The organism is Kitasatospora sp. NPDC058063 (genome assembly GCF_042885395.1).
In the GTDB taxonomy this organism is placed as follows: Bacteria; Actinomycetota; Actinomycetes; order Streptomycetales; family Streptomycetaceae; genus Kitasatospora; species Kitasatospora lactacystinica.
Window position 1 is genome coordinate 34,258 of the sequence record NZ_JBHVSD010000008.1, and the last position, 26,888, is coordinate 61,145.

Genomic DNA, 26,888 nt, shown 5'->3' on the forward strand with positions numbered 1-26,888 from the left:
CCGTACCCGAGCGAGGAGCGAGCACACGCCCGCCACCCCGCCGTGCGGGCCGGGGTGGCCATCGAGACGACGGAGGACAGGGCATGACCAGCACCGCCGAGGAGTACGACGTCATCGTCCTGGGAGCCGGGCCGACCGGCGAGAACGTGGCCGACCGGACGGTCGCCGCCGGACTGAGCACCGTGATCGTGGAGGCCGAGCTGGTCGGCGGCGAGTGCTCGTACTGGGCCTGCATGCCCAGCAAGGCGCTGCTGCGGCCGGTGGCCGCGCTGGCCGACGCCCGCGCGGTGGCCGGCTCCCGGGAGGCGGTCGACGGCCGGCGGCTGGACCCGGCCGCGGTGCTGGCCCGGCGGAACTCCTTCGCCTCCGACTGGAAGGACGACGGCCAGGTGCGGTGGCTGCGGGACACCGGCATCGAGCTGGTCCGCGGCCACGGCCGGCTGGCCGGGGTGCGGACGGTGACGGTGGAGGCCGAGGACGGCAGCGAGCGGATGCTCACCGCCCGGCACGCCGTCGTGGTGTGCACCGGCAGCCGCCCGGTACTGCCCGCGCACGTGCCGGGGCTCGCCGAGGCCCACCCGTGGACCAACCGGGAGGCCACCGGCTCGCAGACCGTCCCCGGGCGGCTGGCCGTGGTCGGCGGCGGGGTGGTCGGGGTGGAGATGGCCGCCGCCTGGCGGGCGCTCGGCTCCGAGGTGGTGCTGCTGGTGCGCGGTGACGGGCTGCTGCCGAGGATGGAGCCGTTCGCGGGCGAGCTGGTCGCGGAGGGCCTGCGGGCCGCCGGGGTGGACCTCCGCTTCGGCACCGAGGTCACCGCGCTGGAGCGGGCGGACGGCTCCGGGCCGGTGACCCTCGCCCTCGACGGCGGCGGCACGCTGACCGTCGACGAGGTGCTGTACGCGACCGGCCGGGCCCCGCGCACCGCCGATGTCGGGCTGGAGCAGGTCGGCCTGAAGCCGGGCGACTGGCTGGAGGTGGACGACAGCTGCACGGTGCTCGGCGTGGACGGCGAGTGGCTCTACGCCGCCGGGGACGTCAACCACCGGGCGCTGCTCACCCACCAGGGCAAGTACCAGGCCAGGATCACCGGCGCGGCGATCGCCGCCCGCGCGCAGGGGCTCCCGCTGGACACCTCGCGCTGGGGCGCGCACGCCGCGTCCGCCGACCTCGCGGGCGCGCCCCAGGTGGTGTTCACCCAGCCCGAGGTCGCCGCCGTCGGTCTGACCCGGGCCGCCGCCGAGGCGGCCGGGCTGCGGGTGAAGACCGTCGACCACGAGATCGGCTCCGTCGCCGGGGCCTCGCTCTACGGCGACGACTACCGCGGCCGGGCCCGGGTGGTCTTCGACCTGGACCGGAAGGTGCTCGTCGGCGCCTGCCTGGTCGGCCCCGGGGTGGCCGAACTGCTGCACTCGGCCACCGTCGCGGTGGTCGGCGAGGTGCCGATCGACCGGCTCTGGCACGCGGTGCCCTCCTACCCGACGATCAGCGAGGTCTGGCTGCGGCTGCTGGAGGACTGCCGGGGGTAGCGACGCACGGTCTGCGGACGGGCACCCGGGCGCCGGCGCTCCTGCGGGCGGGCACCCCGCCCGGGCGGCGCTCCTACGGGCGGGCCCCGGACGGCCCTCGTTCGTGTCGGCCTCCCAGGTGACCGGCGCGGCGAGATGTGGCCACCGGTGGTCGGCGGGACACTGGCAGTCGGGGGCCGTCCCGGGGGGCCGTGCACATGACCAGGTGGTGTGAGGCATGACCGAGGTGCTGTTGGCCGTCGGAACCGAGAAGGGCCTCTTTCTCGGCCGCAGCCGCGACCGGCTGACGTGGGAGTTCAGCGGGCCGCACTTCCCGATGAACGCGATCTACTCGGTCTCCATCGACCTCCGCGACGGCCGGACCAGAGTGCTGGTCGGCGCCGACAGCAGCCACTGGGGGCCCTCCGTCTGGCGCTCCGACGACCTCGGCGCCGGCTGGTACGAGCCGCCGCGGCCGGCCATCCGCTTCCCCGAGTCCACCGGCGCCTCGCTCACCCGGGTCTGGCAGCTCCAGCCCGCCGGGGCGGAGGCCCCCGGCGTCGTCTACGCGGGCACCGAACCGGCCGCGCTGTTCCGCTCCACCGACGGCGGCGAGAGCTTCGCGCTCGTCGAGCCGCTCTGGAACCACCCGCAGCGGTCGCAGTGGGGCGCCGGGTACGGCGGCCAGGGCCTGCACACCATCCTGACCGACCCGCGCGACCCGCAGCGGCTGCTGGTCGCCGTCTCCAGCGGCGGCGTCTACCGCAGCAAGGACGGCGGCGACAGCTGGCAGCCCTCCAACACCGGCCTGCGCGCCGAGTTCCTCCCGGAGGAGGGCCAGTACCCCGAGTTCGGCCAGTGCGTGCACAAGATCGCCCAGGACCCCGTCCACCCGGACCGGCTCTACCTCCAGAACCACGGCGGCGTCTACCGCAGCGACGACTGGGGCGCCGGCTGGCACTCGATCGTGGACGGGCTGCCCGCCGAGTTCGGCTTCGCCGTGGCCGCCCACCCGCGCCGGGCCGGCACCGCCTACCTCTTCCCGCTCGGCGGCTCGGACGACCGCATCCCGCCCGGCCGCCGCTGCCGGGTCTTCCGCACCACCGACGGCGGCACCAGCTGGCAGCAGCTCGCCCAGGGCCTGCCCGGCGAGGACCACTACGGCATCGTGCTGCGCGACGCCCTGCGCACCGACGACGCCGACCCGGCGGGCATCTACTTCGGCAACCGGACCGGCGACGTGTACGGCAGCCGCGACGAGGGCGAGAGCTGGTCGCTGCTGCTCTCCCACCTGCCGGACGTGCTCTGCGTCCGGGCCGCGGTGGTGGCCTGAAATAACCGGTTGCCGTACGGCAGGACCTCGGTGAGCATGGGCCGCCGACGAACGATCGCACGATTGTGGGGTGGGCCATGGCCGAGGACTGGGTGGTCAGGCGGGGTGCCGACGGCGAGCCGGTGCTGCGCTACCTGCTGGACGAGCGGGAGGGGCGGCCCTGGGCCGACCTGCTGGAGGTCCTGGACGGATCGGTGGACGCCGCCGGGTTCATCCGGGCCGAGCTGCCCGGCTGGGTGGTCTCCGGCCCTCCCGCGCTCGGGCAGGAGCTGGTGACGCACGGCGCGCGGGTGCTGCGGCACGCCCACACCTTCCGCCGCGACCTGCGCGCCGATCCCCCGCCCGCCGACTGGGCCGGGACGCCGCTGCGCGAGGGCCTGCGGACGGTGCCCTGCGACCGCGCGCCCGAGGAGCTGTACGAGGCCTGGCGGGGCGCGTTCCACCCCGGCCACGTCGACTTCTACCCGGGCGAGAAGGCCCAGGTGCTGGCCGAACGGCTCGGCCTGCTGCTCGAAGGGAAGGCCATCGGCCCGGTGCTGCCGTCCAGCCTGCTGGCGGTGGACGCCGAGGACCGCGTGGTCGCCGGGCTGATCCTCACCGACCGCGACGGCCGGCCGTGGATCGCCGACGTCTTCCGCCACCCGGAGCGCGGCTACCGCGGCCTCGGCGCCGACCTGCTGCGCCGCGCCGTCGGGGACGCCGCCGCGCGCGGGCTCGCCGACGTGACCCTCGTGGTGTCCGAGGGCAACCCGGCCCGCCGGCTCTACGAGTCGCTGGGCTTCCTGCTCCAGGAGACCTCGCTCACGGTGGTCGTGCCCGACGCGGCTTAGCCAGTACTGCACGGTCAGCACCGTTGCGGTACTGGCCCTTGTCCTTGTGCCCGCCCTCGACGCGGGCGCCGCGCACCACGACCATGGTCAGGCCGACCGCGACCAGCAGCTCCGCCCAGAAGAACGCCGCGTAGTCCAGCAGCGAACCGATCGGCGGGTTGCCGGGCGCGGCGTTGCGCATCCCGACCAGGGCGAACAGCGTGGCCGCCATCCAGCCGAGGGCGGGCCAGACGATGCCGCGCCGCTGCCGGACGATCAGCCAGGCCGCCACCAGCACGGACAGCGCCAGCGCCCACATCGCGGCCATCATGAACCAGGCCAGGATGAAGGTGCTGCGCGAACGGCTGATCCGCTCGGTCACCGCGACGCCGGAGCCCTCGCTCACCTCCTCGCTCCGCCGGAAGACGAAGAAGGGGTCGGCCTCCGTCAGGCCGATCACCACCGGGACCGGACGCCCGGCGACGGTGGCCTGGAAGCCGACGATCGCGTTGTAGCGGTCGAACGGGTAGTCCGAGAGCCGCCCGTCGAAGAGGTTGAAGGACACCGCGCTGGAGCCGGCCTGCTGGCCGGCCGGGTACCTGAGCGTGGTCTGTTCGAGCGAGGTGGTCTCCAGCACCACGTCCCCCGCCGGGACCAGCAGGCTGTCCGCCTGCCCCAGGGCGCCGTGCGGCTGGACCAGGACCTTCGCCGTGAGCGTCTGCGCGGCCGCGTCCACCCGCTGCAGCGTCACGTCGACCTCCAGGAAGTCCGGCCCGGGCGCGGTGCCCACCACCTGGGCGTGGCCGCGGCTGGAGCGCTCGTTGAGGTAGAGCAGCAGCCCGGCCGCGCAGAACAGCAGGATCGCCGCCAGTACCGCGTACGGGCGCCAGGGCGCGACCCTGGGCACCGGCGCCGCGGCCCGGGTGGCCCGCACCCGGGCGTGGATCCGGACCCGCGGCCGGGCCGCCGGGCGCGTGCTCCGGACGGCCCGCCGGTGCGGCGGCGCGCTCATCGGCCTGCTCCCACGGTCGGCGGTGGCGGCTCCGGGTGCCGCCTGTCCCGCCACCCTCCGGGCGGCCGCGGCCGGGGCGCAACCGCACGGGGCCGATCGGGGCGGCCGGACACCGGCCGAAGACTCGGCAAACAGGCTGGTCGCGGGGGCTGTGTAGGCTCAACGGTCATGGCGAGGGTGACACGGGACGATGTGGCGCGGGTGGCGGGGACGTCCACGGCGGTCGTGAGTTATGTGATCAACGACGGGCCGCGGCCGGTGGCGGCGGCGACCCGGGCGCGGGTGCTCGCGGCGGTCGAGGAGCTCGGCTACCGGCCGAACCGGGTCGCCCAGGCGATGGCCCGGCGGCGGACCGACCTGCTCGGGATGGTCGTGCCGGACGCCCGCCAGCCGTTCTTCGCCGGGCTCGCGCACGCCGTCGAGCAGGCCGCCGCCGAGCACGGCCGGCTGCTGCTGATCGGCAACTCCGACTACGCCGACGAACGCGAGGCCCACTACATCCGCGCCTTCCTCGGGATGCAGGTGGACGGTCTGATCCTGGTCACCCAGGACCCGGCCACCCCCGGGCTGACCGGCTTCGACGTGGCCGACGGCACCCCCGTGGTGCTGCTGCACCACCGGGCGGAGAGCACCGGCGGCGTCGCCGTGGTCGCGGACGACGAGGGCGGCGCCCGCGAGGTGGTCCGCCACCTGCTCGGGCACGGCCACGCCGAGGTGCACTGCTTCGGCGGCACCCTCGCGCTCAGCCCGCACGACCCGGTCACCGGGCGGACGGCCGGCTGGGCCGCCGCGCTGGAGGAGGCCGGGCTGCCCGTCGAGGGGCGGCTCGTCCCGGCCCCGTTCGACCGGGTCCGGGCGCACGCCGAGGCGCTCGCCCTGCTCGCCCGGCCCGACCGGCCGTCCGCCGTGTTCTGCACGACGGACGACCAGGCGATCGGCCTGCTGCGGGCCGCCGACGACCTCGGCATCCGGGTGCCGGAGGACCTCGCGGTGGCCGGCTTCGACGACATCGCCGAGGCGGTGATCGCCGGACCCGCCCTGACCACCGTCACCACGGCGCAGGACGAGATGGCCCGCGCCGCGCTGGAACTAGTCCTCGGCGGGCCGGAGCGCCGTGCCCGGGGCGCCCGCACCTTCCCGGCAGAGCTGGTGGTCCGGCGCTCCTGCGGCTGCCCGCCGGCTGCGGCCTGACCCCCGGGGCGCCGGGGGGCGAGAGGATCCGGGGCCGCTCAGCCTTCGAGCAGTTCGTCCGCGAGCAGGTCCATCAGCAGGTTGTCGTGCCAGGTGCCGTCCGGGCCGCGCTCGTACTGGCGCATGGTGCCGACGGTGCGGAAGCCGACCTTGGTGTAGCAGCGGATCGCGGCGAGGTTGTCCTCCGCCGGGTCGATCACCAGCCGGTGGTAGTGGTGGTCGTGCACCAGGTGCCTGGCCATCGTGCGCACGGCGTCGGTGCCCAGGCCCAGGCCGTGCACCGTCGGATCGAGGTAGAGGTCCATCCCGGCGTGCCGGTACTCGTCGTCGTTGTTGGCGTACCACTGGATGGCACCGACCACCTTGCCGCCGAGGTCGATCGCGAAGGTCTCGGTGCCGGGCGATTCCAGGTCGTTGGCGACCTCGCCGGCCAGGTCGTCGCCGCCCCGCCAGCGGGAGAACACCTCGGGCGTGCCGCGGATGGCCGCCAACGCCGGGATGTCCTCGCCGGTGGCCGGGCGGAGCGTGACCAAGGTGCCGTGAAGAATCGTCCCCATATGGGGCATGTTGGCACGGAAACCCGGCTCCGGCGAGTGTTTTCGGACCGCCGTCCGGCCCTTCCGGCGCGCGGCCGCCGGACCGGGGCGGCAGGGCCCGCGGGGTGGGCGGCCGGGCGTCAGGCCGCGGGGGGCGCCGGGTCGCCGAGGGGGCCGAGCCAGACGGCGGTGACGGAGCTGACGTAGCGGGCGCCGCAGCGGTCGTCGGGGACGACGAGCTGCGGGCCGGCCGCGTCCAGCGGGGCGCCGTCCATGCTGGTGGCGAGCAGGATCTGCTGGTCGCCGAAGTCCGGGTCGATCTCGGCCCAGGAGACCACCGCCCGGTGGCCGTCGGCGCCGGCCACCGAGAGCAGGAAGCGCAGCCGCTGCTTGCGGCCGGAGAAGTCGATCCGCGGGCGGGCGGAGCGCAGCACGTCCAGCAGTGTCGGGCCCTCGTAGCCGTGGCGCTGCTCGCCCGCGCTCCGGCAGTCGAAACCGACCTCGACCCGGTGGGCGGGGAGGGCGCGCAGTTGCGCCACCGTCAGCTCGGCGGGGCGGTCGAGGTGGCCGTGGAGTCGGACGGTGGGTCTCGCCGGGGTCATGGGTGCTCCCTCCTCGCGGGCCACGGCGCCGTGGCCCGCGAGGAGGACTACCCGAGGGGCCGCTCGGGCATTCGCAACTGCCAGGGTTAATGCCGCCATTCATCCGCAATTGCGATAGCGAAGCCCCTGTTCGGCCGGAATCTGCGCTCAGTCGCCGTCGAAGCGCAGCGCCCGGCGGACGGGGCGGACACCGTCCGGGGCGGACGGCGGACGGGGCGCAGCCGTCGCGGAGCGGGAGGAGCCGGAAAGATTCTCCGCGGCGGATGTCGATCAGGCACCGTCCGGTTCGACGCAGGGGTGAGAGGCGGGGAGAGACCCCGCCCGCACGACCGAGGAGTCACCATGCCGCGCTTCATGACGCTGATCCGCATCGACGAGCAGGCCCGTGAGGGATGGGAGCCGGACCCGGACTTCGAGCAGCGGATGGGGGCCCTGTTCGAGGAGATCACCAAGGCCGGCGTGATGCTGGAGACGGCCGGCCTCACCCCGAGCTCCCGGGGCACCCGGCTGACCTGGGCCGGCGGGAAGGTCGGCTTCACCGACGGGCCGTTCACCGAGACCAAGGAGGTCGTCGGCGGCTACGCCGTCCTCCAGTGCAAGGACCACGCCGAGGCCCTGGAGTGGACCCGCCGCTTCCTGCAGGCCCACCCGGTGCACTGGCAGGTCGAGGCGGAGGTCCGGCAGATCGATGAGATGCCCGAGCCGCGGAAGTAACGTCGTGGCCGTGCTTGCCCCCCTCTCCGGCGGCTGCTCTGATGGGTGGCCGTGACGGAGAGGGCTGTTACCCGAGGAACCGCGGCGGCGGCCGTCGAGACGGCGTTCCGGATCGAGTCCGCCCGGATCATCGCCGGGGTCGCCCGGATCGTACGGGACGTGGGCATCGCGGAGGAGCTGGCACAGGACGCACTGGTGGCCGCGCTGGAGCAGTGGCCGCGGGAGGGTGTCCCGGACAATCCGGGCGCCTGGCTGACGACGACCGCCCGGCACCGGGCGATCGACCTGGTCCGCCGCCGGGAGGTCTACGCCCGCAAGCTCGCCGAGGTGGGGCGGTCGGCGCAGGACGTGCCGCCCCCGGAGCCGGCCGAGCCGGAGGACATCGACGACGACCTGCTGCGACTGGTCTTCACCGCCTGCCACCCGGTGCTGTCGGCGGAGTCCCGGATCGCCCTCACTCTCCGGCTGCTCGGCGGGCTGGCCACGCCGGAGATCGCCCGCGCCTTCCTGGTGCCCGAGTCGACGGTGGCGCAGCGGATCGTCCGGGCCAAGCGGACGCTGGCGAAGGCGGGGGTGCCGTTCGAGGTGCCGTACGGGGAGGACCGGGCGCAGCGGCTCTCCTCGGTACTGGAGGTCATCTACCTGATCTTCAACGAGGGCTACTCGGCGACCGCCGGGGACGACCTGCTCCGCCCCCGGCTGTGCGAGGACGCTCTGCGGCTGGCCCGGGTGCTGGCCGCGCTGATCCCGGCGGAACCGGAGGCGCACGGGCTGGCCGCACTGCTGGAGTTCCAGGCCTCGCGCACGGCCACCCGGACGGGCCCGGACGGTCGGCCGCTGCTGCTGGCCGAGCAGAGCCGGGCCCGCTGGGACGGGCTGCTGATCCGGCGCGGCTTCGACGCCCTGCAGCGGGCGGGAACCGGGCCGTACTCGGTGCAGGCCGCGATCGCCGCCTGCCACGCCAAGGCGCGACGGTACGAGGACACCGACTGGGCGACCATCGCCGCGCTGTACGAGCGGCTGCTGGCGCTGTCGCCGTCCCCGGTGGTGGCACTGAACCGGGCGGTGGCGGTCTCGATGGCCCGGGGCCCGGCCGCGGCACTGGAGCTGGTGGACGAGCTGGCGGCGGAGCCGGCACTGCGCGGCTACCACCTGCTGCCGAGCGTGCGGGGCGATCTGCTGGCCCGGCTGGGGCGGGTGGCGGAGGCCCGGGCAGAGTTCGAGCGGGCGTCGGGGCTGACCCGCAACGAGCGGGAGCGGCAGCTGCTGCTGGAGCGGGCGACGGCGCTCGACCCGGCCGGGGCAGGTCGCCGGGGCCGGAGCCGAGGCAGGTCGCCGGAGCCGGGGCGGGGTCGGTCGCCGGAGCCGGGGCGGAGTCGGCCGCCGGGGCCTCCGGCAGGCTAGGCGTCCTCCAGGCGCAGCCGGGCGCTGACCGCGCCGAGGCCCTCGGCGAGCACGGCGAGCTGCTCGCGGGTGAGCACGTCGATCAGCAGCTCGCGAACCAGGGCGACGTGCCCGGGCGCGGCCTGGCGCAGCGCCTCCCGCCCCTGGTCGGTGAGTTCGGCGATGACGCCGCGCACGTCGCTGGGACAGGAGCGGCGGGCGACCAGGCCGGCCCGCTCCAGCTGGGTGACCTGGTAGGTCAGGCCGCTCTTGGAGGTGACCAGCTTGTCGGCGAGTTCGGTCATCCGCAGCGAGCCGCCGGGGGCCGCGGACAGGTGCACCAGGATCTCGTACTGCTGGTGGGAGAGCCCGGAGTCCTCCTTGAGCTGGCGTTCCAGCCGCCGGTTCAGCAGGTTGCTCGCGACGACGAAGCCCCGCCAGGCGGCCGCCTCGTCCGGGTCCAGCCAGCGGGGTTCGTTCAGTGAGGACATGGGGTGAAGCCTACTCCTGTTGTTCAAATTCGAACGAAGGTGTACCGTCGATCCCGTAGACGGTTCAAATTTGAACTATTACCAGCCGAACGGTCCCGAGGAGGACGCCATGAGCACCGCGGCCCCCGAGCGCATGCCCGCCCTGTACCTGTCGCACGGCGCGCCGCCGCTGGCCGACGACCCGGTCTGGCCGGGCGAACTGGCCGCCTGGTCCGCCGACCTGCCCCGGCCCAAGGCGGTCCTCATGGTCTCCGCCCACTGGGAGGAGGCCCCGCTCGCCCTCGGCGCCGTCACCACCGTCCCGCTGGTGTACGACTTCTGGGGCTTCCCCGAGCACTACTACCGGGTCCAGTACGCCGCCCCCGGCGCACCGGAACTCGCCGAACGCGTGCGCAAGCTGCTGCGCGCCCCCGGCACGCCCGTCCAGGACATCCCCGAGCGCGGACTCGACCACGGCGCGTACGTCCCGCTGGTGGAGATGTACCCGGACGCCGACGTCCCGGTGCTCCAGGTCTCGCTGCCCACCCTCGACCCGCAGCGGCTGATGGAGATCGGCCGCAAGCTCGCCCCGCTCCGCGACGAGGGCGTGCTGATCGTCGGCAGCGGCTTCTTCACCCACAACCTCCGGGCACTCAGCAACGACGGCCGGATCACCTCGGTGATGGCCGAGTTCGACGACTGGGGCCGGCGCGCCCTGGAGGCCCACGACCTGGACGCGCTGCTCGACTTCGAGCACAAGGCCCCGGCCGGACGCCTCGCCCACCCCCGCACCGAGCACTTCGCCCCGCTGTTCGTCACCCTCGGCGCCGGCGAGAACGACCTGGACAGCCAGCGCAGCGTCATCGACGGGTTCTGGATGGGCCTGGCCAAGCGCTCGATCCAGCTGGGCTGAACCCCTGGTGCGGAACCTCCCGGGGTTCCGCACCAGGAACGGCGGGCGGGGCGCCCGCCCGTGCACCCGGGCTGCCCGACCCCTGGCGCCCGGGCTATCGTGTGACGCTCCGTCGAAGGAGTGATCATGCGCAACGGCGACGCCGTACGAACCGCCCTGGAAGCCTCACTGGCGGTCCTCGCCCCGCACACCGCGGACCGCGACTGGGACCTGCCCGCCGGGCTCCTGGAGTGGAGCTGCCGCGACACCGCCGCCCACATCGCCCACGACCTGCTCGCCTACGCCGGCCAGCTCGCCGCCCGCCCCCGGGACCGCTACCTGCCGCTGGACCTCACCGTCCGGCCCGAGGCCGACCCGGCCCAGGTGCTCACCGTGGTCACCGCCGCCGGACAGCTCCTCGCCACCGCCCTGGACGCCGCCCCGCCCGAGCTGCGCGCCTACCACCACGGGCCCTGCGATCCGCCCGGCTTCGCCGCCATGGGCGTCGCCGAGACCCTGCTGCACACCCACGACATCACCAGCGGCCTCGGCCTGCCCTGGCGGCCGCCCGCCGAGCTGTGCCGCCTCGTGCTCGACCGGCTCTTCCCGCACGCGCCGCAGGAACCGGCCGCCCACCCGGCGGAGGTCCTGCTCTGGTGCACCGGGCGCGGGGAACTGAACGGCCGCCCGCGCACGTCCTCGTGGGTCTGGCGGGCGGCCGTGGGCGACTGGCCGGACTGAGGCCGGCCCGACCGGTCAGGCGGCCCCGGTCGCGACCCGCTCGGCCTGGCTGCGCTCGACGCAGAACTCATTGCCCTCGGGGTCTCCGGAGACATGCGATTAGGGGTTCTACGGCAGAGCCGAGAGAGCCCCGCCCGGAGAGATTCCGGACGGGGCTGAGCGGGGTCTTACTCGGGGCAGTGCGGCGAGCATGCCCACACGGAGTACCCAAGGCCGCTCGCGGCTTCCTGGTGGCTCACCAGGGCGGGGCTGGTGGCTTCCCGCTCGCATCGGGTGCAATAGACCGGGCCGACGCGCGGCCACTGCTGTCCGAATGCGTTTGCGTGGTCGTCCCGGTGGAACGGGTCGAGTACGCAGGGGATGCGGTTGATCCCGATGGCGGGTCCGTGCTCCCATCCGGGGCGACGGGCGCCGCAAGTCGGCTTCTTTGTGGTCGCCGGAGTCATCACGCCACCACCCCGGCAAGAGCGTGCGCGCCCCGGTAGGTGTACCCGGCGTCCGGAGCCGTCTCCGGACGGTTCAGTGCCTCCCTGCGAGCCTTCCGACGGGCTTCCTCCTCGGCGAGCCCCTGCCACAGCGGGAGCACGGGCGCCGTGAACTCTGGCACCCTCCGGGGGCGTACGGCGCGCGGTTGGTGGTTGGCCCCTTCGGGCTCGGGCGTGGTCTCCTGCGGCTGGTCTGCGTGGGGCTCGGCCTGGTGCTGCTTCTCGTCGTACTCGCGCTGCATCTTGTCCAGCTCGGCCAACCATGCGCCGTGGTCGATGTGCGGGCGGATCAGCGGTCCCATGTACTGGCGTTCCGGCTCCGAAGCCGGGATCGGCTCGGGGGTGACGACCTTAGGTTCGGCCTTGTCCTGCGGGCGGACGGCGGTAGCCGTGGGGCGGGGGGCGTCTGCCCGGTGTCGGCCTCGCGGGGCCTTGTCGCGGGTGAGCCACAGCGCCAGGACCGTTGCCCCCGTGAGGCAGCCGGCGGCGGCGGTGAACCAGCTCCAGAATGTAAGGTCAGACATAGTTGGCAGCTCCCTAAAGCTGTCGACTGTTCGACCCCCGGCAGCCGGCCCTAATCGGCGGTCGGGGGTTCTTTCGTGGTTGACGTTACTCAACCTGTCCATACCTGTCCATGGGCATCCGGGGCTATGCCTGGTCAGCCCTCGCCGCTACGGTCGGGGGGTGTACGAGTTCAGCCCCTCCCGCCCAAAGTGGGAACAAATCTCAGAGACGATCATCACGCGCATTGCGGCTGGTGAGCTTCGACCGGACGACAAACTGTCCGAGGTGGAGATGGCCGCGGAATTCGGCGTGGACCGGAAGACCGTCCGGAAGGCGATTGCCTCGCTGCGGGATGCTCGCCGCGTGGTCACCCGCAAGGGCATGGGCAGCTTCGTGACACACCCCGAAGCATGCGACCAGGCCGCGGGAGACGAGTAGGCCCCGCCCGTCGGGGTGCGGGTGCATCCGACGAACGGGGCCACGGGGCGCGGGTGGCAATAGGTCGTCCGAAGATCGACGCGCGCCCGCCAGTCACTCTATCTCGGTGGTTCCGATGGGCGTCTCCCGGAGCTTGTCCACCTCTACGCGATAGAGCGTCTTCGCCGCCCACGCGCCGTACTCCTGTGTGGGTGCCGCCATCTCAATGACGTGATGTGCCCGAGCTTTGAGCACCCCACCCCACAGCACCGCGTGATGCTGAGCACTTCGCCCACACGCGTGCGGTTCGCCCGGGAGGCAGAGCGGGAGCGGGTCACCGATCTTGTTCGCGGCGTGCCGGACGTACCGGGCGACGTCTAGCCACTGGTCGGCCGTCCGAGCCGGCCACCCGTTGTTCAGGTCCCCGGGCCAAGGTGCCCAGTCGTCGCCGTGGTCGTCCAAGTCCGCTCCCTGCTCTGCCCGATGGGCTTCCGATGCTAGGCGATCGGCACCCCGGGCGGGTCGCAGTACCCGATGGTGGGAACGCACGGTTGGCACGGCCCGCAGGTGGGGAGGAACTGCGGCGGGGTGCAGGCGTCCGCGCGATTGCATGCCCTCTCGATCTCGGCGAGGGCTGCGGCGAGCCGGTCGCCCGACCAGATTTCGGCGAGGGGCTGTTCCAGCACGTTCCCGACCGGCATGAACCGGCCGAGGACGCACGGCACGAGGTCTCCGGACGGCAGTACGGCGCACTTCTCGTGCGCGCAGTGCCCACACAGGTCCCCTACGCGGGGCTTGACGCCCTTGCTCGCCCTGCCGAATGCCCGCGCCTTGTCGCCGCCGATCTCCGTAACCCCGAGGCTCAAGAGGTCGTCTGCGGCTTCGATGGTGCGCTGTCCAGGGTTGACGGCGATGACCCCACCGCGAATGGGGATACCGAGTTCGAGCGCGCGCCGGATGTTGTCGCGGGTCTTCCGGTGCGACCCGCGGTGTTGGGTCACCTTGTCGTGGTCGTCGGCCTGGTCGCTGTAGTACGACGTTGCGAGGCTGACGCCCTGGTCCTTGAACACCCGCCACATCTCAGCCGTGACGTAGGTGAGGTTCGAGAACACCTCGACACCGAGGTTGAGCGAGCGGGCGTGGATGATCAGCTTGCAGAGGTGGGGGTACAGCGTGGGCTCGCCACCGATGAACTGGATGTTCTCCACGCCCATGGCGGCGGCCTGGTCGAACACGGAACGCCACGAGTCGACGGTCATGGTCCCGTGGGTGCCCTGCGGGCCCGAGTCCGCGTAGCACTGCCCGCACAGCTCGTTGCACAGGCCCGTGACCTCGGCCCACACGAACTTGAGCGGGGCCGGGGGCCGGTCGAGTACGGGGCTCTGGATACCGGGGACGGTCATTGGTGCTCCCTCCGTAGAGTCTTCGCCGGCTCCGGATGAGTCGGCGGTGTCTCGCTGGCGGTGCTGAACCCGTCCCGGCCGAGTCGTGTCACGTGACGTACGGCCGGGACGGGGGTCTGTGGGTACTACGTGGCGGGGCTGAACCCCGCACACTTGAGCGACCAGCGGACGCGCTTCCCGTCCGCGTTGGCTTGCTCGAACGTGACGGCGGTCTGTGTGACCGTCAGGCTCACCGGGTCGTGCTTCCGGGTGCGCAGGATGAACGTGCCCCGGCGTCCGTCGTGGTGTACGTACGGCCCGAACTGGGGTGGTAGCCCGAGGTCATCGACGCACCCGCCGTATGGCCGGAACGGGCACGTGCAACGGCTGGTGTATTCCTCGAACTCCCGCGACCAGCTAGCACTTTGGATGCTGTCGAACGGCTCCGGTGCGATCGGTTCGGCAGGTCGCGCCCGCGGGATTGGCATGGTCGCTTTCTCTCTGGTGGCTCTATTGGTCCCGCCCGTCTGCGACGGGGGTGTGTCGCGTCTGGGCGGGACCGGGTGCCGCATCAGGACACCGCCCCGGAACAGCCTCCCGGCGGTGGTGCGGCCCCGTCCGATCCAGCACCGGACGGGAGTCGGGGGGGTCCTACGGGGCGACGGGCTCGCCGAGGAACAACAGCGGCAACCGGTGGCCGGCCTCGCGGGCGGCGAGGGCCTGCCGGATGCGCCGGGCCTGGTACGGGGCGAGCTTGTCGAAGTCACGCGGGTGCACCCACACGATCTCCGCAATCTCCGTGAGGGCCTTGGCGGGGATGGACAGCGCGTCGGCGGCCGAGGCGGTCAGCGTCCCGCCGTCGATGACGACGTTCAGACCCTCGGTTGCGGGCTCGTTCGCGGGCGTCTGGTCGAGTGCCAGGAAGTGCGTGGGTACGGTGGTCAGGCCGATCTCCTCCCACGCCTCGCGCCTGCTGGCCGCGGCGATCGACTCCCCCTCGTGGGCGGCGCCGCCGGGCAGGATCAGTTCGACCCGGTACGTCGTCCGAACCATCAGGACGGCCCCGGTGTCCTCGCGGGTGAGCACTGTTACGCAGCCGAGCCGGCGGCGGGGTTCCTGATCCGGGGCAATGTCGCTGTGCGCCATGGTTCTCCCTTGGGAATGGGTGGTGTGGGTGGTCTATCGAGTGGGCTTGAGGTCGGCCGCTCGTTCGAAGGTGCGTGCCAGCATGGCGCCGAACCGTTGGGCCCACTTGTCGCCCGCCTCGGACTCGGCGAGCCAGTAGGATCCAGACCGCTCCCAGAAGCTACGGACTGACGGGTGGTGCGCGAGGCTCTCCAGGCCGTGGTACAGCTCGGCATCCGGCATGAGTCCTGCCCGATGCTTGGCCGACAGCAGCGCGAACAGACGGTTGGTATGGAGAGCCTGCGCCCGGTCCTGCTCGGGCAGCGTCCCGAGAGTCGGGTGTTCCGCGTACCGCTCGGGATGGGCTTCCCCGTCCGACATCAGCCGCTGGTGCATGTCGGCGGCAGCGAGGCTGAGTTGGCGGTGACGGTCCCGGTGGTCGACCACCAGGCGGACGGTGCCGATCCCGGCGAGCACTCCGGCGCCGAGCAGTACGGCGTTTGCGGTCCGCATCACCGGATCCAGCGGTAGCAGTTTGCGTTGTTGGGCGCCCCACATCCGCACTGGCATCCGTACTGGTTCTCGGTCGGGTTCACGGTTCTCCTCAGTCGATCGGTTCCAGCGGTTGGGACCCGCCCCGGGCTGGAATGGACGAACCACCCGGGGCGGGAGCTGTTGGGGCCGATCCCCCCTGTCCGGGTGCCTAGTCAGAACATCCGGCAAGGGGGATCGGCTTGCGCTCCCGGGTTTCCGAGCCCGGTGCGCGACCCGGCACTGTTGCGGCCCCCGCCGCGTGTACCGGGAGTTGGGGTCCGTCCCGAGCGTCCGGCGTGACCAGTTCGCCGCCCCCGGGACGGGGGTTTCCGGTGCGGGCTCAGGACAGCCCACGGCCGGAGATTGGGGCCCGCTCGGGTCACGTCCCTAGGGGGGATTGCACGTTGCCCGGGGAGGGGCACACGTACGCACGCGACCAGAGCGGGCGGTCTGTTTGGACTACGCGGTACTCGCCTTCGACGCCGCTTCCCGCTTCCTCCGGATTTGCTGGGCCTCCTTGTGGCTCCGGATCGGGATGCCCCGCCGCTGGAGTTGCACCCTCAGCCACTCGTCCCCGCGGCCGACTTCACGGGCGAGTTGGTACGCCGATTCCTCTTCCTGGTACCGCTTGCAGAGTTCGTCCAGCTTCTTCGGTGTCACTATCGGCAGGTCATTCCGGCGCGGCCGGGCGGTACTCGGCATGGGCAGTAGGACCATCGTGTCCCTCGTTGCGGGTTGATACGGCTGGGGCCCCGCCCCGGTCGTCCGGGCCGTCCAATTCCCGTCACCGGAGCGGGGGTTGTGCTTCCCGGCAGTTCACAGGTTTCCGCCGAGGTCTTGGGGGTCGCCCCGGGTCCGCAGCGAGGTAGTAGGACCGGGGCGACCGGTACGCGACGCTCCCTCGCGCACCCTTCCGCCGGTGGGCCGGCGGGTGTACCCGGAGCACTGGGGGTGTCGCTTGCTCCGGGAGATCAGGCGGACCGAGGACGGGCGTGTCGGGCCCTACCGGGACGGGTGACCGACGGGCGGTCCCGTCCGAGCATCGCGGCCACCGCCTTGCCGTGCAGCACGGCAATGCACTCGGCGCAAGCGACCAGCCCGGCCCGGACCCCGCCAGCTGCAGTGACCGGTCCAAGCCAGAACACCGGGACCGATTCGCGTTCGCAGTAGAGCCAGCAGGCCCCGGGTGTCCACTCGTTCCTGTCGTCCTCGGCAGGTGGCTCCGGCAGCACCGCCGAGCCGATCCCCACCAGCGTGAAAACCGCCTCGGCCGTGAGCGTCACGGCGGGTTCCCAAACCTGCCGAGCATGGCAACCGCCAGGACGGCGACCACCACAGCTTTCCGCCTCTCCGTCATCCGACCCTCGCCGCGCGGTGGCGTGCAGTAGTCCACGCAGCCTCGGCCCGAAGTCTGTCGGACCGATCGGCCGCGCGCACGCCCTCGGGGTCCACGGGCCACGGCTCGCCACCAGCCGGCGGGCGCAGCAACCAGCGGCCGGTGTTGTCCAGACCGATGAACTCGCCGACCTTGTCGGCCCCGATGTCGTGCACCAGGTCACCCGGGATCGGCGCCCACATGTGGGTGACGGTCCCGCCTTCCGCAGATTCCTCGGCAGCGAGGGCGGCAACTCCGGCGTGGACCACAACCGCGAGTTGCGCCGCCGTCTCCGAGGGCACCCCGCCCAGCTGGACCAGGTGCTCGGTCCGACCTTGAACCGGGAGTTCGATACCGAGCGAGGGCACCGCCAGCCCGGCCAACTGGAACGCTTCCTTCAACTCGGCGAGGGCCAGCAGCGCCGCCGCGTGTTCGGCGGTGCGCAGGTCGTCGAGCAGCGAGCGGGGTTCGGCCGGGGGCGCCGGCTCGGGCTTCGCGGGGGGTGCGGGGGTGCGTCTGCTACGTGCCATGGGGGCTCCGTTCCGTAACGCGGCGGTTACCGAGGGGCCCAACTGTCCTCTAGGCTCGCCCAGTGTGCAACGTCCGGAATCTGCTTGCTAAGTAGGAAAGTTGGCCCCTTGAACAGGTCCGAACTAGACCCCGAGGCATCACCCGCATCCGAGTTCGGCGCCTTCCTGCGCAGCAAGCGCGAGGAACGGGGCTGGCTTCAGAAGGATGTCGCAGAAATGATCGGCTGTACGCCGACCCACATCTCCCAGATGGAAAATGGTCACCGGCGTGCAACTCCACCCATGGCACGGGAACTTGACAAGGCGTTTGCTATGGGGCCCATCTTTACGAACAAGGCGCGCGAAGGGGACGCCGCGACACTTCTCGAAGGCTTTGCCGCCTACGTAGCCGAAGAAGCGAAGGCGACAGAGTTGCGGCTGTTCACCTTGGGGATCATCCCCGGCGTGCTTCAGACGCTTGCCTATGCGCGGGAGATTGCGGCCGGAGCGGTACGACGCGGCAGCATCACGGCCGAACGGGCCGACAGGCGGGTTGCAGTTCTCGCACGACGACAGGCGAAGCTGCAACGCGACTCACCGCCAGTGATTCACGCCGTGCTTGACGAGAGCTGCATCCAACGGCCGATTGGCAGCGCTGCTGTCATGGCGGACCAGTTGGATGCCTTGATCGACTTTGCCGCCATGCCTCACACGATGCTTCAGATTGCTCCGCTCACCCTTGGGGCTGATCGAGCGTTCGATCTCCCTGTGTACATCCTGACCCTCCCCAATCGATCGCTCATGTGCTACGCGGAGAGTTCGCGGCAAGGCAACCTAGAGAAGGACAGCGGGGCCGTACTGCCCATCCTCGGGACCTACTATCAGCTGCAGGCCATGGCGCTCTCGCAGGCGGACACCGTGGCTTGGATCAGGGAACGAAGGAAGGAACTGAAGTGACCGCCGAACCTGCTTGGGTTACGTCCAGCTACAGCAGCAACGGCGGCGAGTGTGTCGAAGTATCGGCAAGTGGGCTTCCCGGCACCGTCCCCGTCCGGGACTCCAAAGACCCCGAGGGCCCCGCGCTGGTCTTCCCGGCTGCCGCCTGGTCGAGCTTCGTCGCCGCCGTCCGCTCCGGCGAGTTCGGCGACGTCTGAAGCAAGCGCGTGCCACCCCGAGGCCCCGCCACCCCTCCCCGGAGTGGCGGGGTCTTCTCCTGCTACGCGGCGAGGGCGACCAGCTCGGCCACCAAGGCGCGGGTCGACCATGCCCCCGAGATGTAGATCAGGTGGGTCGGGACCGGTTCCGCAGGCGTCCGGTCAACCAGGTACAGGCCCCACGCGGGACCGCCGACCCGACACAGGGGCAGCCGGCGGACCCGGATGCCGTACCGCTCGGTGATGGCGTGCCGCCGGAGCACGGCAGCGAGCCGGAAGGCTGTCACCCACGCGTCGTCTTCGTCGTCACGCGATGCCACGAACGACGTCACGAACTCCGCCTTCGTCGTCGCCCTGGCGGTCATGCTGCCACCCCCAGCTCCGGGCGGCCGGGGCGGTGCTGCCCCGAGTCACACACTGTCCACGGCACATCGTGCGGGCGCCACAGTCCCGAGTCCGCGTCGTGCTGCCATTCGACCAGGCCGACCAGTCCGCGGCTGGTCGTCTCCCGTGCGATCAGCCGGAACCCTGCGTAGCGCACTACGTGCTCAAGCAGTCTTGCCACCGTTCCCCCTTCGGTCTCAAGAATTGCGGGCAGATCCTCGCACCTGCGGACCCGCGCGATGGGCAGCAGTGCTGCGGGGCCCGTGCACACCTCCCAGGTACCGGCTCCGCCGTTGTTACGCGGAGTTACATAGATCGTGGGTCGAACCTGCCATTCCGTACGGTGTGTGACCATCCGCTCACCATAGAACACTCGTTCGACAAGCGGAAGGGGGTATTTCGTTTTCGTCACGGACATGTCCAGCCCAGTGCGCCCCCCCGCGTTGTATGACTCTGACCAGCGACAAAGGTTGCGCCATGAGTCAAAGAATCTTCAACAAGTTTTCAAAAGCAGGGCAACATGTACATGCGAAAAGCCCCCACCGCGAGGATGGGGGCTTATAACGCTGCGTCAGTTCCTAGGCAAACCCGCCACGCCGATTGTTGACAGCCCGTGACGAACCCGAGTGCCCGCCCGGGAGACTCTGGAGTGGAAGGCCGGTGGTCCTGCGGCCGGTCACGGTCCAGACCACCGTGGCGACGGTCTCGCCGGAGCTGTCCCGCAGGTGCATGTCCAGGACGTTGCCCCGCCGGGTGATCTCGACCGTTCCACCGTCCGCGGTGGGGATGGTCATCATGCTTCCGCCCCCTTGACGTAGACCTCGGCAAAGCGCCTGTTGCCCTTTGTTCGGGCTTGCTGCACCTGGTAGGGGGTGACCTTGAGATCCGCGGCTAGCTCGGAGTCGTCCACCGCCACCCGGTACAGCTTCAAGGGCGCGATGCCGAACCCGGCTTTCAGCACCGTCCGCTGGCGCTCCGAAAGCCTGCCGAGAGCAAGGTGTACCCGTTGGCGGACCACGGTCCGGCGGTGAGCTGCCACGTCGCGCGGCTCCACCAGGTCGGCGGGCACCGCGAGTTCGCGGGCAACCACGTCCCCGAGGGTGACCGACTCCCCGGTGATCGCTACGTTGAACGGCCTGTCGAGCGAGTCCATTCCGGCCCAGGAAAGCCGTGCAGCATAAGCGAGTTCGCGGGTGAGCTTGTCCTTTCCCATGGCCTCGGAAGCGGCGATCTGCTCAGCCTCGTACGGGTCGCCGGCCGCCTTTGCCAAGGCCTCGCCGAAGGTCTTTGCCGCGTGAGGGGTAACCCCCTGCATCATCTCGGCCCGGCGCGCGTCCGCCATGGCACCGGAGATCGACCGGTCAACGAACCTGACGAACTCGGCCAACGTCTCCCCCTCAAACCGCTTAATTCCCTGCCAGACCGCCATCCGTCCGGCCTGCGCATAGTCGTCAACGGATGACAGGTCGGCGCCAGCGAATCGGCGGGCACGGCTGATCACAAGGTCTTCGGTTGCAGCGACCACCGCGGCGACGGCGGAAATGTCGTTGTTTCGTGCGGCGGTGATGGTCTCGGGGGACAACTCAATCATGGGGGCGCTCCGGTTCTGTGGGATGGCTCCCCCTTGGAAGAGGGGGACGAATTCCCGGGGCGGAGCTGAAAAAGGGAAGACTTCTCCCCTCGCCACCTTTCGCCGGATTGGAAAAGGGCATAAAAAAGCCCCGTCCCGGGTTAGCAGGACGGGGCTTGCGCATTTGCTCGGTCGCTGCGATGCAAATGAATCTAGAAATTGAATCCGACAGCGACAATGCATATGAACTTGGACAAAGTACTCACATACCAGGACATAGGTCCCGGATTGCACCCCCGAGTGTGATCTTTCGTGACTGTGGGCCAGATCGTTACCACGCAGGTGACACAGTGTTCCGAATGCGGCGCCGCGAGCCACCGAAAGGCCTGAAAAGTAAGGCACCCGTTATCGGTTGGCGCACAACTATTACGGCCCCTCGGTGGTCATCAGGAGGCTTGACAGGTCAGTAGTCGGAGCCGTACAGGCTGCCCCAGGACCGGCGCCCAATCTCCGCCTCGCCTTCGATCGGCACCCCGTACAGGGGCCACGTCATGCACCGTTCGATCTCGCGGGCGACGTCCTCGGCTTCGCCGGCTGGGGCCGATACCAGGACTTCGTCATGGATAGGCAATCGGAGCAGATCGAGCATTCCGGCAGCCTCGATATTGAGAAGCGACTGCCCGAGCACATCGCGGGCCGCACTTTGACACATGTAATTTGTGACGGCGTAGGTTCGATCCCGGTCCAGTGGAAGCCTTCGGCCTGTCACTGATATGGACACCATTCCGGTTTCAAAAGCCTCTCGCTGCCACCTCCGGGAGGCCCGCCGGATCTCCGGGTAAAGGCGGTCGTAGGCTCGGATAGCCCGCTGTACGTCCTCGATCGGGACGCCGCTTTGCCTACTGATTGTCGCCGCCCCGCCGCCGTAGACTTTCCCGAGTCCAGTCGACTTGGAAAGCTTCCGCTGTTTCGGGGTGAACCCCTCGCCAAACAACACCGAGGCCGTGAAATCGTGCAGGTCCCGGCCCTGGGAGATGGCTCGTTTCATGGCCTTGATGTCCGCCAGCGCGGCCAACACCCGAAGCTCAACTGCCTTGAAATCACAGCTGATTACCACGTGGCCTTCGTCTGCGAGCAGGCACCGCCGGATCAGCTGATCTGACGACGGGAGCGTCTGGAGTGCGGGCCGCGTGATCGACATACGGCCGGTCCGGGCCTGTAGCGAGTTGATGAACGGGTGGACCCTGCCGAGCTGGTCGACGGTCTCAAGGAACGTGCTGGTGTAGCTCTGCCGCCACTTCCCCGCGCGCTTCGACTTGATCACCGCGGCGGCGAGCGGGTTCGGGGTCCGGGTTCCGAGCGGTTCGCCCTGTAGCGACAGGTCCGCAAGGGCGTGCAACACCGACTTGTCGACCCGGAGTTGCCCGCCGGCGGTCCGCTCGGTCAGTACCTCCCCCATGCCCAACAGTGCCTCGCCCAACTGGGCGGTGCTGTTGACGTTGGTGACCCCGTACCGGACGGCGTGGGCGGCGAACTCCGCAGCGTCGGCGCCGAGCTGGTCGTCAAGTTGACGGGTGTACTCCTCATCGAGCACCAGGCCCGTGCGCTGCATCGTGGCGCAGATGCGAGCTATCTCGTGCTCGTACGGGATGAGCGCGGGCCGAACCTCCAGCCGGGCGAGTTCCCGCCGTAGGACCGTCTCCAGTCGGGCGGTCAGGATGACGTCCAGCCCGGCGTACAGGAGGTAAGTCGGGTCTTCCAGCGGGATACCGGCCCACCCGGTTTCTTTGGTCAGCCCGTGGCTTCGGAATACCGCATTGAGCCCGGCCTGTGTATCCGGCGCCGCGGGGTCGATCCAATATGCGGAAAGGGGTTTGAGCCCTACCCCAATTCCGCCCTCTTGGGGCTGCCTCGGGTCAATCAGGGCCGCAAGTAGGCGGGTGTCTGTGGTCTTCGGCGCGAGGTCTTCCAGCGGGATACCGGCGTGCCTGTCGATCACCAACCAGTCGAACGGAGCGTTGTGAATCAGGAGGTTCGGAATCCGGGGAATGATCTCCCGCACGAAGCCTTCGAAGTGCCCGCCCTTTTCGTACGGGATCACCCATGCTTCGTGGGAGTTGCCGAATTGGACGGTCCGGATTCGGTAGCCGACGGAAAAAATACCGAGACCTGTTGTCTCGGTGTCCAGGGCGATAGGGCCTCGGTGCCTGACTTCGTGAACCCAGTCCCAGAATTGCTGTAGGTCCTTAAGGTCCTCGGGGACTCGGATGGTGACCGTTTCTCCGGCCACCTGGTGGCGGAATATCTGCATAACCTCCGAAGGCGGGCCACCCACCAAAAGGTAGGCGACCCGGCTTCGGGGCTATTCGGAGAAGATCCCCGGCCCCTTCGCGTCGGGGCTCTGGTTGGCAAGCCGGAGCCCGACCAGGGAAATACCCTTCTTAGTCTTCCTTCTGGTGATCCCCCGTTCCTCCAGTGCGTCGTAGAACGCCCTCCGGGTCCACCTCTCTTTTGCGGGCAGGTTCTCGGCCTCGCACCATTCCAGATAGGTGGTGAACGCCTCACTACCGTTGAGCTGGTGGTCGTCCTCGGCCCGCTCCAGCACGCCCGGCAGGAACCCGGCGAGAGCGTCGGACGTCTCCCGGTACTCCCGCGAAGCGCCCGTGATGACCTGCGGATCTTGCAGGCCCTCGCGGTACCACTCACCGGCTCCGCGGACAGCCCACGCGGCGATCCCCTCACGCTCGGCAGCAAGCTTGCGGGGCAGGCTGTAATCCCGTTCCCCGGGCGCGAAGTACCGCAGGAACGGAATCATGCGGACCCTTCGCCAAAGGCCCTCATCCTGGCTTCGAAACTTCGGCCGGTGGTTGGTTGCCAGCAGCAGCAAGAAAGACGGACGGAACTCGAAGAATTCCTGATGCAGGAAACGGGCCTGCATCAGATCACCGCCAGTCGAGCGCTTGATCACCGCCTCGCTCATCGGGCGTCCGGCCTCACCCTCGGAAGCCATTACCAGCCGGGCAGCACGAAGGGCAGCGAGATCGTTCGGGATACCGCCGCCCTTCCGTTCCTCAAAAGTGCTGAAACTGGTGGTCTTCGTGATGCTCCGAAATACCTCGGTGAGTGAATCCAGGAAAACCGACTTTCCGTTCGCCCCCTTGCCCCAAAGGACCATGAAGATCTGTTCGCGGGTGTGCCCGGTGACGCCGTAGCCGATCACGCGGCGAATGTAGGCGGGCATGTCCGGCGAGTCCGGGAAAACCTCCTCCAGGAAGCGCTCCCACCGGGGACACTTGGCCTCGGGGTTGTAGTCGATATCCAGGCAGTAGGTCAGGAGGTGCGCCGAATCGTGCGGGTGGAGTTCGCCGGTGCGAAGGTCGACCACGCCGTTTCGAAAGGCGAGCAGATCGGGCCGGGCGTCGAATTCATCGGCGGCGACATGCACATCGTTTATCGATCGTAGCTCAGTCATCAAATTGTCGATTCTGCTAGTCATAGTGAAGCCCTTTGCCGCTTTCGACTCGCCGGACAGCACCAGGGCGGCGCCCATACGGTGAATTTCCTGCCGGACCCGCACATCCGAGCGCACCCACACCCGGCCGTCCCACGTGTGGTAGCCGAGTCCCGGGGCGTACCGGATTCGTCCGGCCGACCAGGCGGCGAGGGCCGCAGCGTTGAGCGCGTCGGACTCGCCGTACTTGTCGACCAGCTCGGCAAGGATGCGCGCGGCGTTCGCTCCGTCCTGCACTGCGACGCCTCCCGCGGGCACCAACTCGGCGGCCAGCTGGCGGACTTCGGCGGGATCGACCGCAGCAAACGGCCGGGCGGCGGCAACCGCGCGGTGGAGCTCGGCGGCGAAGGCTGCGGGGTCGGCCTCTCGCCACTCGGTCAAGTCGCCTACACCTTGCGGGATTTCGAGCACCAGGACGGATACCCCGTGCTCGGCGAGCCCGGCAGCAAGGCGCGCGGTAAAGCCCGCGCCCGCCTGGTCTGCATCGCCAGCGAGGATCACCAGCGAGCCGCGGAGCCCGACGGCGAGTTCGGCGACCAGCTCGGCGGAGTGCGACAGGCTCGCCCCTCGGATCGCTACCGAGTCGTACCCGACCGCACACGCGGTGAGCGCGTCTCCGGGGCCCTCGCACAGCAGCACCGTGCCGTACCCGCCGGCTCCACGGAACACGCCGAACGGCGACCAGCGGTGGCCGCGGGGGTTGGCGAGGCTCACCCACCGGGCGGGGCAGTCGCCCGACAGGTCCCGGCCCTGTAGACCGCGGCTTACGCCGTCGAAGCCGACCAGGGGGACGACCAGCCGGGGGTACGCCCTGTATCCGCGGGAGAGGTGCGCGAAGTCCTCGGCCTGGTCGCCGCCGTCCGCACCGAGCTGTAGGTCCGCGGCGGTCTCGGGGTCGATCCCGAACCGGGCGGCGAGGTAGTTCCGGGCGATCCGACCCGTGTGGTTCTCGTCGGCCTGGTCGGCGAGGGCTGCCCGGGTCCGGTCGACGTAGGCCGCGAGCCCGGCAACGTGCCGCACGGCGACCAGTTCGGGGCGAGCGGAGCTGACCACCGAGCCTGGCCCGGTCGCTTCGAACAGGTCGGACCACTCCAGCTTCACAGCGTCGATCACGTCGTCCGTGCGGCAGCCGGCTCGGCAGGTGAGCCGCACCGTGTGGTTGTCGCCTCGCCAGATTCGCAGGCTCGGCCTTGAGTCCGGGTGTGCGGGACAGGAAGCGATGTACCCGCCGTCTCCGTGCTCGCTCACCGAGTCGAACCGGGCGAGGAGATCACGGAACAGCATGGGCACCCCGCAGATCAGCGAGGAGATCACCGAAGTCCGCGAGCGTCACCGTGACGTACCACCGGGAAATGTCGAGCCCGCGCGCCGAGTAGGTCGCGCCATACAGCCCCGCGGCGTCGTCCACGGGCGTCCCGAGCAGATTCCGTACGGCCGTCCACGTGCTCACCGGGAAATGAACCCGACCCTCTCCCACCGCCCGATTCCGGGTCTTGTGGACCACGACCCCGAATGGAAATCCGGCGTGGTCCGCCTCGGCGACCGCCTGCCGGAGCCATGTCGGAACGGACGGGCTTTTCACGTCCTTCGCTTCCAAGATGAACGGCCACGCATGCACGTCGCCAACGTCCTTTGCGCCTTCCTGTGCGGCGCGCCGGACGTTGTGGGCACTGGCCGGATTCAGGAACTGGCCGTCCCGGTCGACCAGGCCGAGGCGGCGGTTAAGGAAGTTCCGCACAGAGGACTCCCACGCGGTCCCCTTGTCCTTATTGGGATTACTCATCCTCGCCACCCCGCCCGAAGATGAGCAGGAGAACAGCCAGGAGTAGGGAACAGCACACCACTCCGGCCAGCGCAGCGACCAGGAAGAGGCCGACCGGCTCGCTAAACACCACCATCACAAAAATCCCCCCTAAACACAGAAAGGGCCGGGGAACATTTCGCTCCCCGGCCCTTCGACGTCCGGTCAGTCCTTGTACGCGTCCGCGACGTCCGGCAGCACCAGGCGGACGTGCTCCGAGCTGATCCACTCGCGCCGCAGACTCTTTCGCCGGGTGAAACCGCTTTCGGTGCCCGTCGGTCGGACCAGCAGCATGGGCCGGAGCCGGCCGTCCACCAGCCGAGTAGTCACCTTCTCGACAATCGCGTCTGCGAGCCGAACGCGATTACCCTGCCGGGCGCCGTAGACAATCAGGTCTCCGCGGTGCAGTTCCTCGCCCGCGTAGTCGACTATGATTCCCCGCTTACTCATTGTCAGGGTCCCCCTCATATTCCAGAAGATGAGTGAATGCCTCGTATGCCTGCTGCGGGCACACGGCATTTCCGATGGCCTTGAGTTGCTGCCCGCGGGAAAGCCCTGGGACGGAAGTCACCCAGCCCGGCATAAAGCCCATGAGCCATTCGGCGAACTTGGCGGTAATCCGGATTCCTCCGCGCGGGCCCTTTTCGGTGGGCGCGGGTGCCGGGTGGCCGAAAAGTTTTTCCCAGCGGCGAATCACGGGCAGGTATGGACCCCACCATGCGGAAGGTGCAGAACGATAGTCCGGAGATTCATCCCACCCGTTCGCTTCGGTGAGTTCCCCGGGCCCCCCGTCCCGTCTGAGGCGGTCGGAGTAGGGCAATAGGAAACAGGCTTCATCGGCGAGCGTGGCGCCGTGAGGTTGGGTTCGGAAATTGGCAGACTGGGGGGGGGGGGGCCCCCGGAGGGGGGGGGGGGGGGGCGGGGGGGGGGGGGGTGGGGGGGGGGGGGG

General features: G+C 70.3%; 28 protein-coding genes. 11 read left to right on the forward strand and 17 right to left on the reverse strand.

The annotated features are described in order from the left end of the window. Nucleotides 1-83 precede the first annotated feature (83 nt). The 3 genes from ACFVUY_RS15445 to ACFVUY_RS15455 all read left to right on the forward strand — a co-directional run bounded on the left by ACFVUY_RS15445 (nucleotide 84) and on the right by ACFVUY_RS15455 (nucleotide 3,668). Nucleotides 84-1,526, forward strand: a complete 1,443-nt coding sequence (locus ACFVUY_RS15445) for a dihydrolipoyl dehydrogenase family protein (protein WP_387730126.1) — start codon at nucleotides 84-86, stop codon at nucleotides 1,524-1,526. Between the two features lie 217 nt (nucleotides 1,527-1,743). Next, nucleotides 1,744-2,838, forward strand: a complete 1,095-nt coding sequence (locus ACFVUY_RS15450) for a WD40/YVTN/BNR-like repeat-containing protein (protein WP_387730129.1) — start codon at nucleotides 1,744-1,746, stop codon at nucleotides 2,836-2,838. 77 nt (nucleotides 2,839-2,915) lie between these two features. Then, nucleotides 2,916-3,668, forward strand: a complete 753-nt coding sequence (locus tag ACFVUY_RS15455; protein ID WP_387730132.1) for a GNAT family N-acetyltransferase — start codon at nucleotides 2,916-2,918, stop codon at nucleotides 3,666-3,668. Here ACFVUY_RS15455 and ACFVUY_RS15460 read toward each other — a convergent pair. Continuing rightward, nucleotides 3,640-4,659, reverse strand: coding sequence for a DUF4436 family protein (locus tag ACFVUY_RS15460; protein WP_387730135.1), 1,020 nt, complete (start codon nucleotides 4,657-4,659; stop codon nucleotides 3,640-3,642). The two genes, ACFVUY_RS15455 and ACFVUY_RS15460, sit on opposite strands and share 29 nt — an antisense overlap. A 168-nt stretch (nucleotides 4,660-4,827) precedes the next feature. On the opposite strand from ACFVUY_RS15460, the gene ACFVUY_RS15465 reads away from it, so the two are divergent. After that, entirely contained in the window at nucleotides 4,828-5,850 is a 1,023-nt protein-coding gene (locus ACFVUY_RS15465) for a LacI family DNA-binding transcriptional regulator (RefSeq protein WP_387730137.1), read from the forward strand. 38 nt (nucleotides 5,851-5,888) lie between these two features. Here the strand turns inward: ACFVUY_RS15465 and ACFVUY_RS15470 are convergent, their stop codons facing one another. Together ACFVUY_RS15470 and ACFVUY_RS15475 are read right to left on the reverse strand one after the other, a co-directional pair. Further along, nucleotides 5,889-6,407, reverse strand: a complete 519-nt coding sequence (locus ACFVUY_RS15470) for a GNAT family N-acetyltransferase (protein ID WP_387692815.1) — start codon at nucleotides 6,405-6,407, stop codon at nucleotides 5,889-5,891. A gap of 119 nt (nucleotides 6,408-6,526) precedes the next feature. After that, nucleotides 6,527-6,988 carry a molybdopterin-dependent oxidoreductase gene (locus ACFVUY_RS15475; RefSeq protein WP_387730140.1) on the reverse strand — a complete coding sequence of 154 codons (462 nt, stop codon included), beginning with the start codon at nucleotides 6,986-6,988 and terminating at the stop codon, nucleotides 6,527-6,529. 342 nt (nucleotides 6,989-7,330) lie between these two features. Here ACFVUY_RS15475 and ACFVUY_RS15480 point away from each other — a divergent pair, with 342 nt between their 5' ends. Continuing rightward, nucleotides 7,331-7,702: a YciI family protein gene (locus tag ACFVUY_RS15480; protein WP_387692819.1), complete on the forward strand. Its 372-nt coding sequence runs from the start codon at nucleotides 7,331-7,333 to the stop codon at nucleotides 7,700-7,702. A gap of 51 nt (nucleotides 7,703-7,753) precedes the next feature. Next, a complete protein-coding gene (locus tag ACFVUY_RS15485) occupies nucleotides 7,754-9,106 on the forward strand; it encodes an RNA polymerase sigma factor (protein ID WP_387730143.1) in 1,353 nt (450 codons plus the stop codon). On the opposite strand, the gene ACFVUY_RS15490 is transcribed toward ACFVUY_RS15485, so the two are convergent. Further along, nucleotides 9,103-9,567, reverse strand: a complete 465-nt coding sequence (locus ACFVUY_RS15490) for a MarR family winged helix-turn-helix transcriptional regulator (protein ID WP_387692963.1) — start codon at nucleotides 9,565-9,567, stop codon at nucleotides 9,103-9,105. The two genes, ACFVUY_RS15485 and ACFVUY_RS15490, sit on opposite strands and share 4 nt — an antisense overlap. A gap of 118 nt (nucleotides 9,568-9,685) precedes the next feature. Here ACFVUY_RS15490 and ACFVUY_RS15495 point away from each other — a divergent pair, with 118 nt between their 5' ends. Both ACFVUY_RS15495 and ACFVUY_RS15500 read left to right on the forward strand, forming a co-directional pair. Beyond that, nucleotides 9,686-10,468, forward strand: a complete 783-nt coding sequence (locus tag ACFVUY_RS15495) for a dioxygenase (RefSeq protein ID WP_387730145.1) — start codon at nucleotides 9,686-9,688, stop codon at nucleotides 10,466-10,468. A 126-nt stretch (nucleotides 10,469-10,594) separates the two neighbouring features. Further along, nucleotides 10,595-11,188 carry a maleylpyruvate isomerase N-terminal domain-containing protein gene (locus ACFVUY_RS15500; RefSeq protein ID WP_387730148.1) on the forward strand — a complete coding sequence of 198 codons (594 nt, stop codon included), beginning with the start codon at nucleotides 10,595-10,597 and terminating at the stop codon, nucleotides 11,186-11,188. A 445-nt stretch (nucleotides 11,189-11,633) separates the two neighbouring features. On the opposite strand, the gene ACFVUY_RS15505 is transcribed toward ACFVUY_RS15500, so the two are convergent. Next, the gene (locus tag ACFVUY_RS15505; RefSeq protein WP_387730151.1) at nucleotides 11,634-12,197 is read right to left on the reverse strand and encodes a hypothetical protein; all 564 of its coding nucleotides are present in this window, start codon (nucleotides 12,195-12,197) and stop codon (nucleotides 11,634-11,636) included. Nucleotides 12,198-12,357: 160 nt separating this feature from the next. On the opposite strand from ACFVUY_RS15505, the gene ACFVUY_RS15510 reads away from it, so the two are divergent. Continuing rightward, entirely contained in the window at nucleotides 12,358-12,615 is a 258-nt protein-coding gene (locus tag ACFVUY_RS15510) for a GntR family transcriptional regulator (protein WP_387730154.1), read from the forward strand. Between the two features lie 93 nt (nucleotides 12,616-12,708). Here the strand turns inward: ACFVUY_RS15510 and ACFVUY_RS15515 are convergent, their stop codons facing one another. The 5 genes from ACFVUY_RS15515 to ACFVUY_RS15535 all read right to left on the reverse strand — a co-directional run bounded on the left by ACFVUY_RS15515 (nucleotide 12,709) and on the right by ACFVUY_RS15535 (nucleotide 17,540). Next, nucleotides 12,709-13,056 carry a hypothetical protein gene (locus tag ACFVUY_RS15515; RefSeq protein WP_387730157.1) on the reverse strand — a complete coding sequence of 116 codons (348 nt, stop codon included), beginning with the start codon at nucleotides 13,054-13,056 and terminating at the stop codon, nucleotides 12,709-12,711. A gap of 35 nt (nucleotides 13,057-13,091) precedes the next feature. Then, a complete protein-coding gene (locus tag ACFVUY_RS15520) occupies nucleotides 13,092-13,997 on the reverse strand; it encodes a radical SAM protein (protein WP_387730159.1) in 906 nt (301 codons plus the stop codon). Between the two features lie 630 nt (nucleotides 13,998-14,627). Further along, nucleotides 14,628-15,122, reverse strand: a complete 495-nt coding sequence (locus ACFVUY_RS15525) for an NUDIX domain-containing protein (protein WP_387730162.1) — start codon at nucleotides 15,120-15,122, stop codon at nucleotides 14,628-14,630. A gap of 33 nt (nucleotides 15,123-15,155) precedes the next feature. Continuing rightward, complete coding sequence (locus ACFVUY_RS15530) at nucleotides 15,156-15,614, reverse strand: DUF6082 family protein (protein WP_387730165.1); 459 nt, start codon at nucleotides 15,612-15,614, stop codon at nucleotides 15,156-15,158. Nucleotides 15,615-16,988: 1,374 nt separating this feature from the next. Then, complete coding sequence (locus ACFVUY_RS15535; protein WP_387730168.1) at nucleotides 16,989-17,540, reverse strand: hypothetical protein; 552 nt, start codon at nucleotides 17,538-17,540, stop codon at nucleotides 16,989-16,991. A 108-nt stretch (nucleotides 17,541-17,648) separates the two neighbouring features. On the opposite strand from ACFVUY_RS15535, the gene ACFVUY_RS15540 reads away from it, so the two are divergent. Together ACFVUY_RS15540 and ACFVUY_RS15545 are read left to right on the forward strand one after the other, a co-directional pair. After that, nucleotides 17,649-18,476: a Scr1 family TA system antitoxin-like transcriptional regulator gene (locus tag ACFVUY_RS15540; protein WP_387730171.1), complete on the forward strand. Its 828-nt coding sequence runs from the start codon at nucleotides 17,649-17,651 to the stop codon at nucleotides 18,474-18,476. Beyond that, complete coding sequence (locus ACFVUY_RS15545) at nucleotides 18,473-18,673, forward strand: DUF397 domain-containing protein (RefSeq protein WP_387730174.1); 201 nt, start codon at nucleotides 18,473-18,475, stop codon at nucleotides 18,671-18,673. Before ACFVUY_RS15540 ends, ACFVUY_RS15545 begins: the two co-directional genes overlap by 4 nt. A 62-nt stretch (nucleotides 18,674-18,735) precedes the next feature. On the opposite strand, the gene ACFVUY_RS15550 is transcribed toward ACFVUY_RS15545, so the two are convergent. From ACFVUY_RS15550 to ACFVUY_RS15580, 7 genes are all read right to left on the reverse strand, one after another. After that, entirely contained in the window at nucleotides 18,736-19,038 is a 303-nt protein-coding gene (locus ACFVUY_RS15550) for a hypothetical protein (protein WP_387730177.1), read from the reverse strand. A 597-nt stretch (nucleotides 19,039-19,635) separates the two neighbouring features. Next, nucleotides 19,636-19,854 carry a hypothetical protein gene (locus ACFVUY_RS15555; RefSeq protein WP_387730180.1) on the reverse strand — a complete coding sequence of 73 codons (219 nt, stop codon included), beginning with the start codon at nucleotides 19,852-19,854 and terminating at the stop codon, nucleotides 19,636-19,638. Continuing rightward, nucleotides 19,851-20,648 (reverse strand): sigma-70 family RNA polymerase sigma factor, encoded by a 798-nt coding sequence (locus ACFVUY_RS15560; RefSeq protein ID WP_387730182.1) that lies wholly within the window; start codon nucleotides 20,646-20,648, stop codon nucleotides 19,851-19,853. Before ACFVUY_RS15560 ends, ACFVUY_RS15555 begins: the two co-directional genes overlap by 4 nt. Nucleotides 20,649-21,090: 442 nt before the next feature. Beyond that, the gene (locus ACFVUY_RS15565) at nucleotides 21,091-22,938 is read right to left on the reverse strand and encodes a DNA polymerase (protein WP_387730185.1); all 1,848 of its coding nucleotides are present in this window, start codon (nucleotides 22,936-22,938) and stop codon (nucleotides 21,091-21,093) included. A 51-nt stretch (nucleotides 22,939-22,989) separates the two neighbouring features. Next, entirely contained in the window at nucleotides 22,990-25,452 is a 2,463-nt protein-coding gene (locus ACFVUY_RS15570; RefSeq protein ID WP_387730188.1) for a phage/plasmid primase, P4 family, read from the reverse strand. Beyond that, nucleotides 25,409-25,921 (reverse strand): hypothetical protein, encoded by a 513-nt coding sequence (locus ACFVUY_RS15575; protein ID WP_387730190.1) that lies wholly within the window; start codon nucleotides 25,919-25,921, stop codon nucleotides 25,409-25,411. The genes ACFVUY_RS15570 and ACFVUY_RS15575 overlap by 44 nt, the downstream gene beginning before the upstream one ends. A gap of 183 nt (nucleotides 25,922-26,104) precedes the next feature. Continuing rightward, nucleotides 26,105-26,269, reverse strand: coding sequence for a hypothetical protein (locus tag ACFVUY_RS15580; protein ID WP_387730192.1), 165 nt, complete (start codon nucleotides 26,267-26,269; stop codon nucleotides 26,105-26,107). Nucleotides 26,270-26,888 lie beyond the last annotated feature (619 nt).

Excerpts from the sequence above, each read along its gene's own strand:
- ACFVUY_RS15470 (WP_387692815.1), bottom strand. The coding sequence starts at position 6,407 with ATGGGGACGATTCTTCACGGCACCTTGGTCACGCTCCGCCCGGCCACC.
- ACFVUY_RS15575 (WP_387730190.1), bottom strand. The coding sequence starts at position 25,921 with ATGAGTAATCCCAATAAGGACAAGGGGACCGCGTGGGAGTCCTCTGTG.
- ACFVUY_RS15565 (WP_387730185.1), bottom strand. The coding sequence starts at position 22,938 with ATGCAGATATTCCGCCACCAGGTGGCCGGAGAAACGGTCACCATCCGA.
- ACFVUY_RS15480 (WP_387692819.1), top strand. The coding sequence starts at position 7,331 with ATGCCGCGCTTCATGACGCTGATCCGCATCGACGAGCAGGCCCGTGAG.
- ACFVUY_RS15495 (WP_387730145.1), top strand. The coding sequence starts at position 9,686 with ATGAGCACCGCGGCCCCCGAGCGCATGCCCGCCCTGTACCTGTCGCAC.
- ACFVUY_RS15520 (WP_387730159.1), bottom strand. The coding sequence starts at position 13,997 with ATGACCGTCCCCGGTATCCAGAGCCCCGTACTCGACCGGCCCCCGGCC.
- ACFVUY_RS15445 (WP_387730126.1), top strand. The coding sequence starts at position 84 with ATGACCAGCACCGCCGAGGAGTACGACGTCATCGTCCTGGGAGCCGGG.
- ACFVUY_RS15530 (WP_387730165.1), bottom strand. The coding sequence starts at position 15,614 with ATGCGGACCGCAAACGCCGTACTGCTCGGCGCCGGAGTGCTCGCCGGG.
- ACFVUY_RS15500 (WP_387730148.1), top strand. The coding sequence starts at position 10,595 with ATGCGCAACGGCGACGCCGTACGAACCGCCCTGGAAGCCTCACTGGCG.
- ACFVUY_RS15465 (WP_387730137.1), top strand. The coding sequence starts at position 4,828 with ATGGCGAGGGTGACACGGGACGATGTGGCGCGGGTGGCGGGGACGTCC.
- ACFVUY_RS15560 (WP_387730182.1), bottom strand. The coding sequence starts at position 20,648 with ATGATTGAGTTGTCCCCCGAGACCATCACCGCCGCACGAAACAACGAC.
- ACFVUY_RS15460 (WP_387730135.1), bottom strand. The coding sequence starts at position 4,659 with ATGAGCGCGCCGCCGCACCGGCGGGCCGTCCGGAGCACGCGCCCGGCG.
- ACFVUY_RS15555 (WP_387730180.1), bottom strand. The coding sequence starts at position 19,854 with ATGATGACCATCCCCACCGCGGACGGTGGAACGGTCGAGATCACCCGG.
- ACFVUY_RS15535 (WP_387730168.1), bottom strand. The coding sequence starts at position 17,540 with ATGGCACGTAGCAGACGCACCCCCGCACCCCCCGCGAAGCCCGAGCCG.
- ACFVUY_RS15450 (WP_387730129.1), top strand. The coding sequence starts at position 1,744 with ATGACCGAGGTGCTGTTGGCCGTCGGAACCGAGAAGGGCCTCTTTCTC.
- ACFVUY_RS15505 (WP_387730151.1), bottom strand. The coding sequence starts at position 12,197 with ATGTCTGACCTTACATTCTGGAGCTGGTTCACCGCCGCCGCCGGCTGC.
- ACFVUY_RS15550 (WP_387730177.1), bottom strand. The coding sequence starts at position 19,038 with ATGACCGCCAGGGCGACGACGAAGGCGGAGTTCGTGACGTCGTTCGTG.
- ACFVUY_RS15475 (WP_387730140.1), bottom strand. The coding sequence starts at position 6,988 with ATGACCCCGGCGAGACCCACCGTCCGACTCCACGGCCACCTCGACCGC.
- ACFVUY_RS15525 (WP_387730162.1), bottom strand. The coding sequence starts at position 15,122 with ATGGCGCACAGCGACATTGCCCCGGATCAGGAACCCCGCCGCCGGCTC.
- ACFVUY_RS15455 (WP_387730132.1), top strand. The coding sequence starts at position 2,916 with ATGGCCGAGGACTGGGTGGTCAGGCGGGGTGCCGACGGCGAGCCGGTG.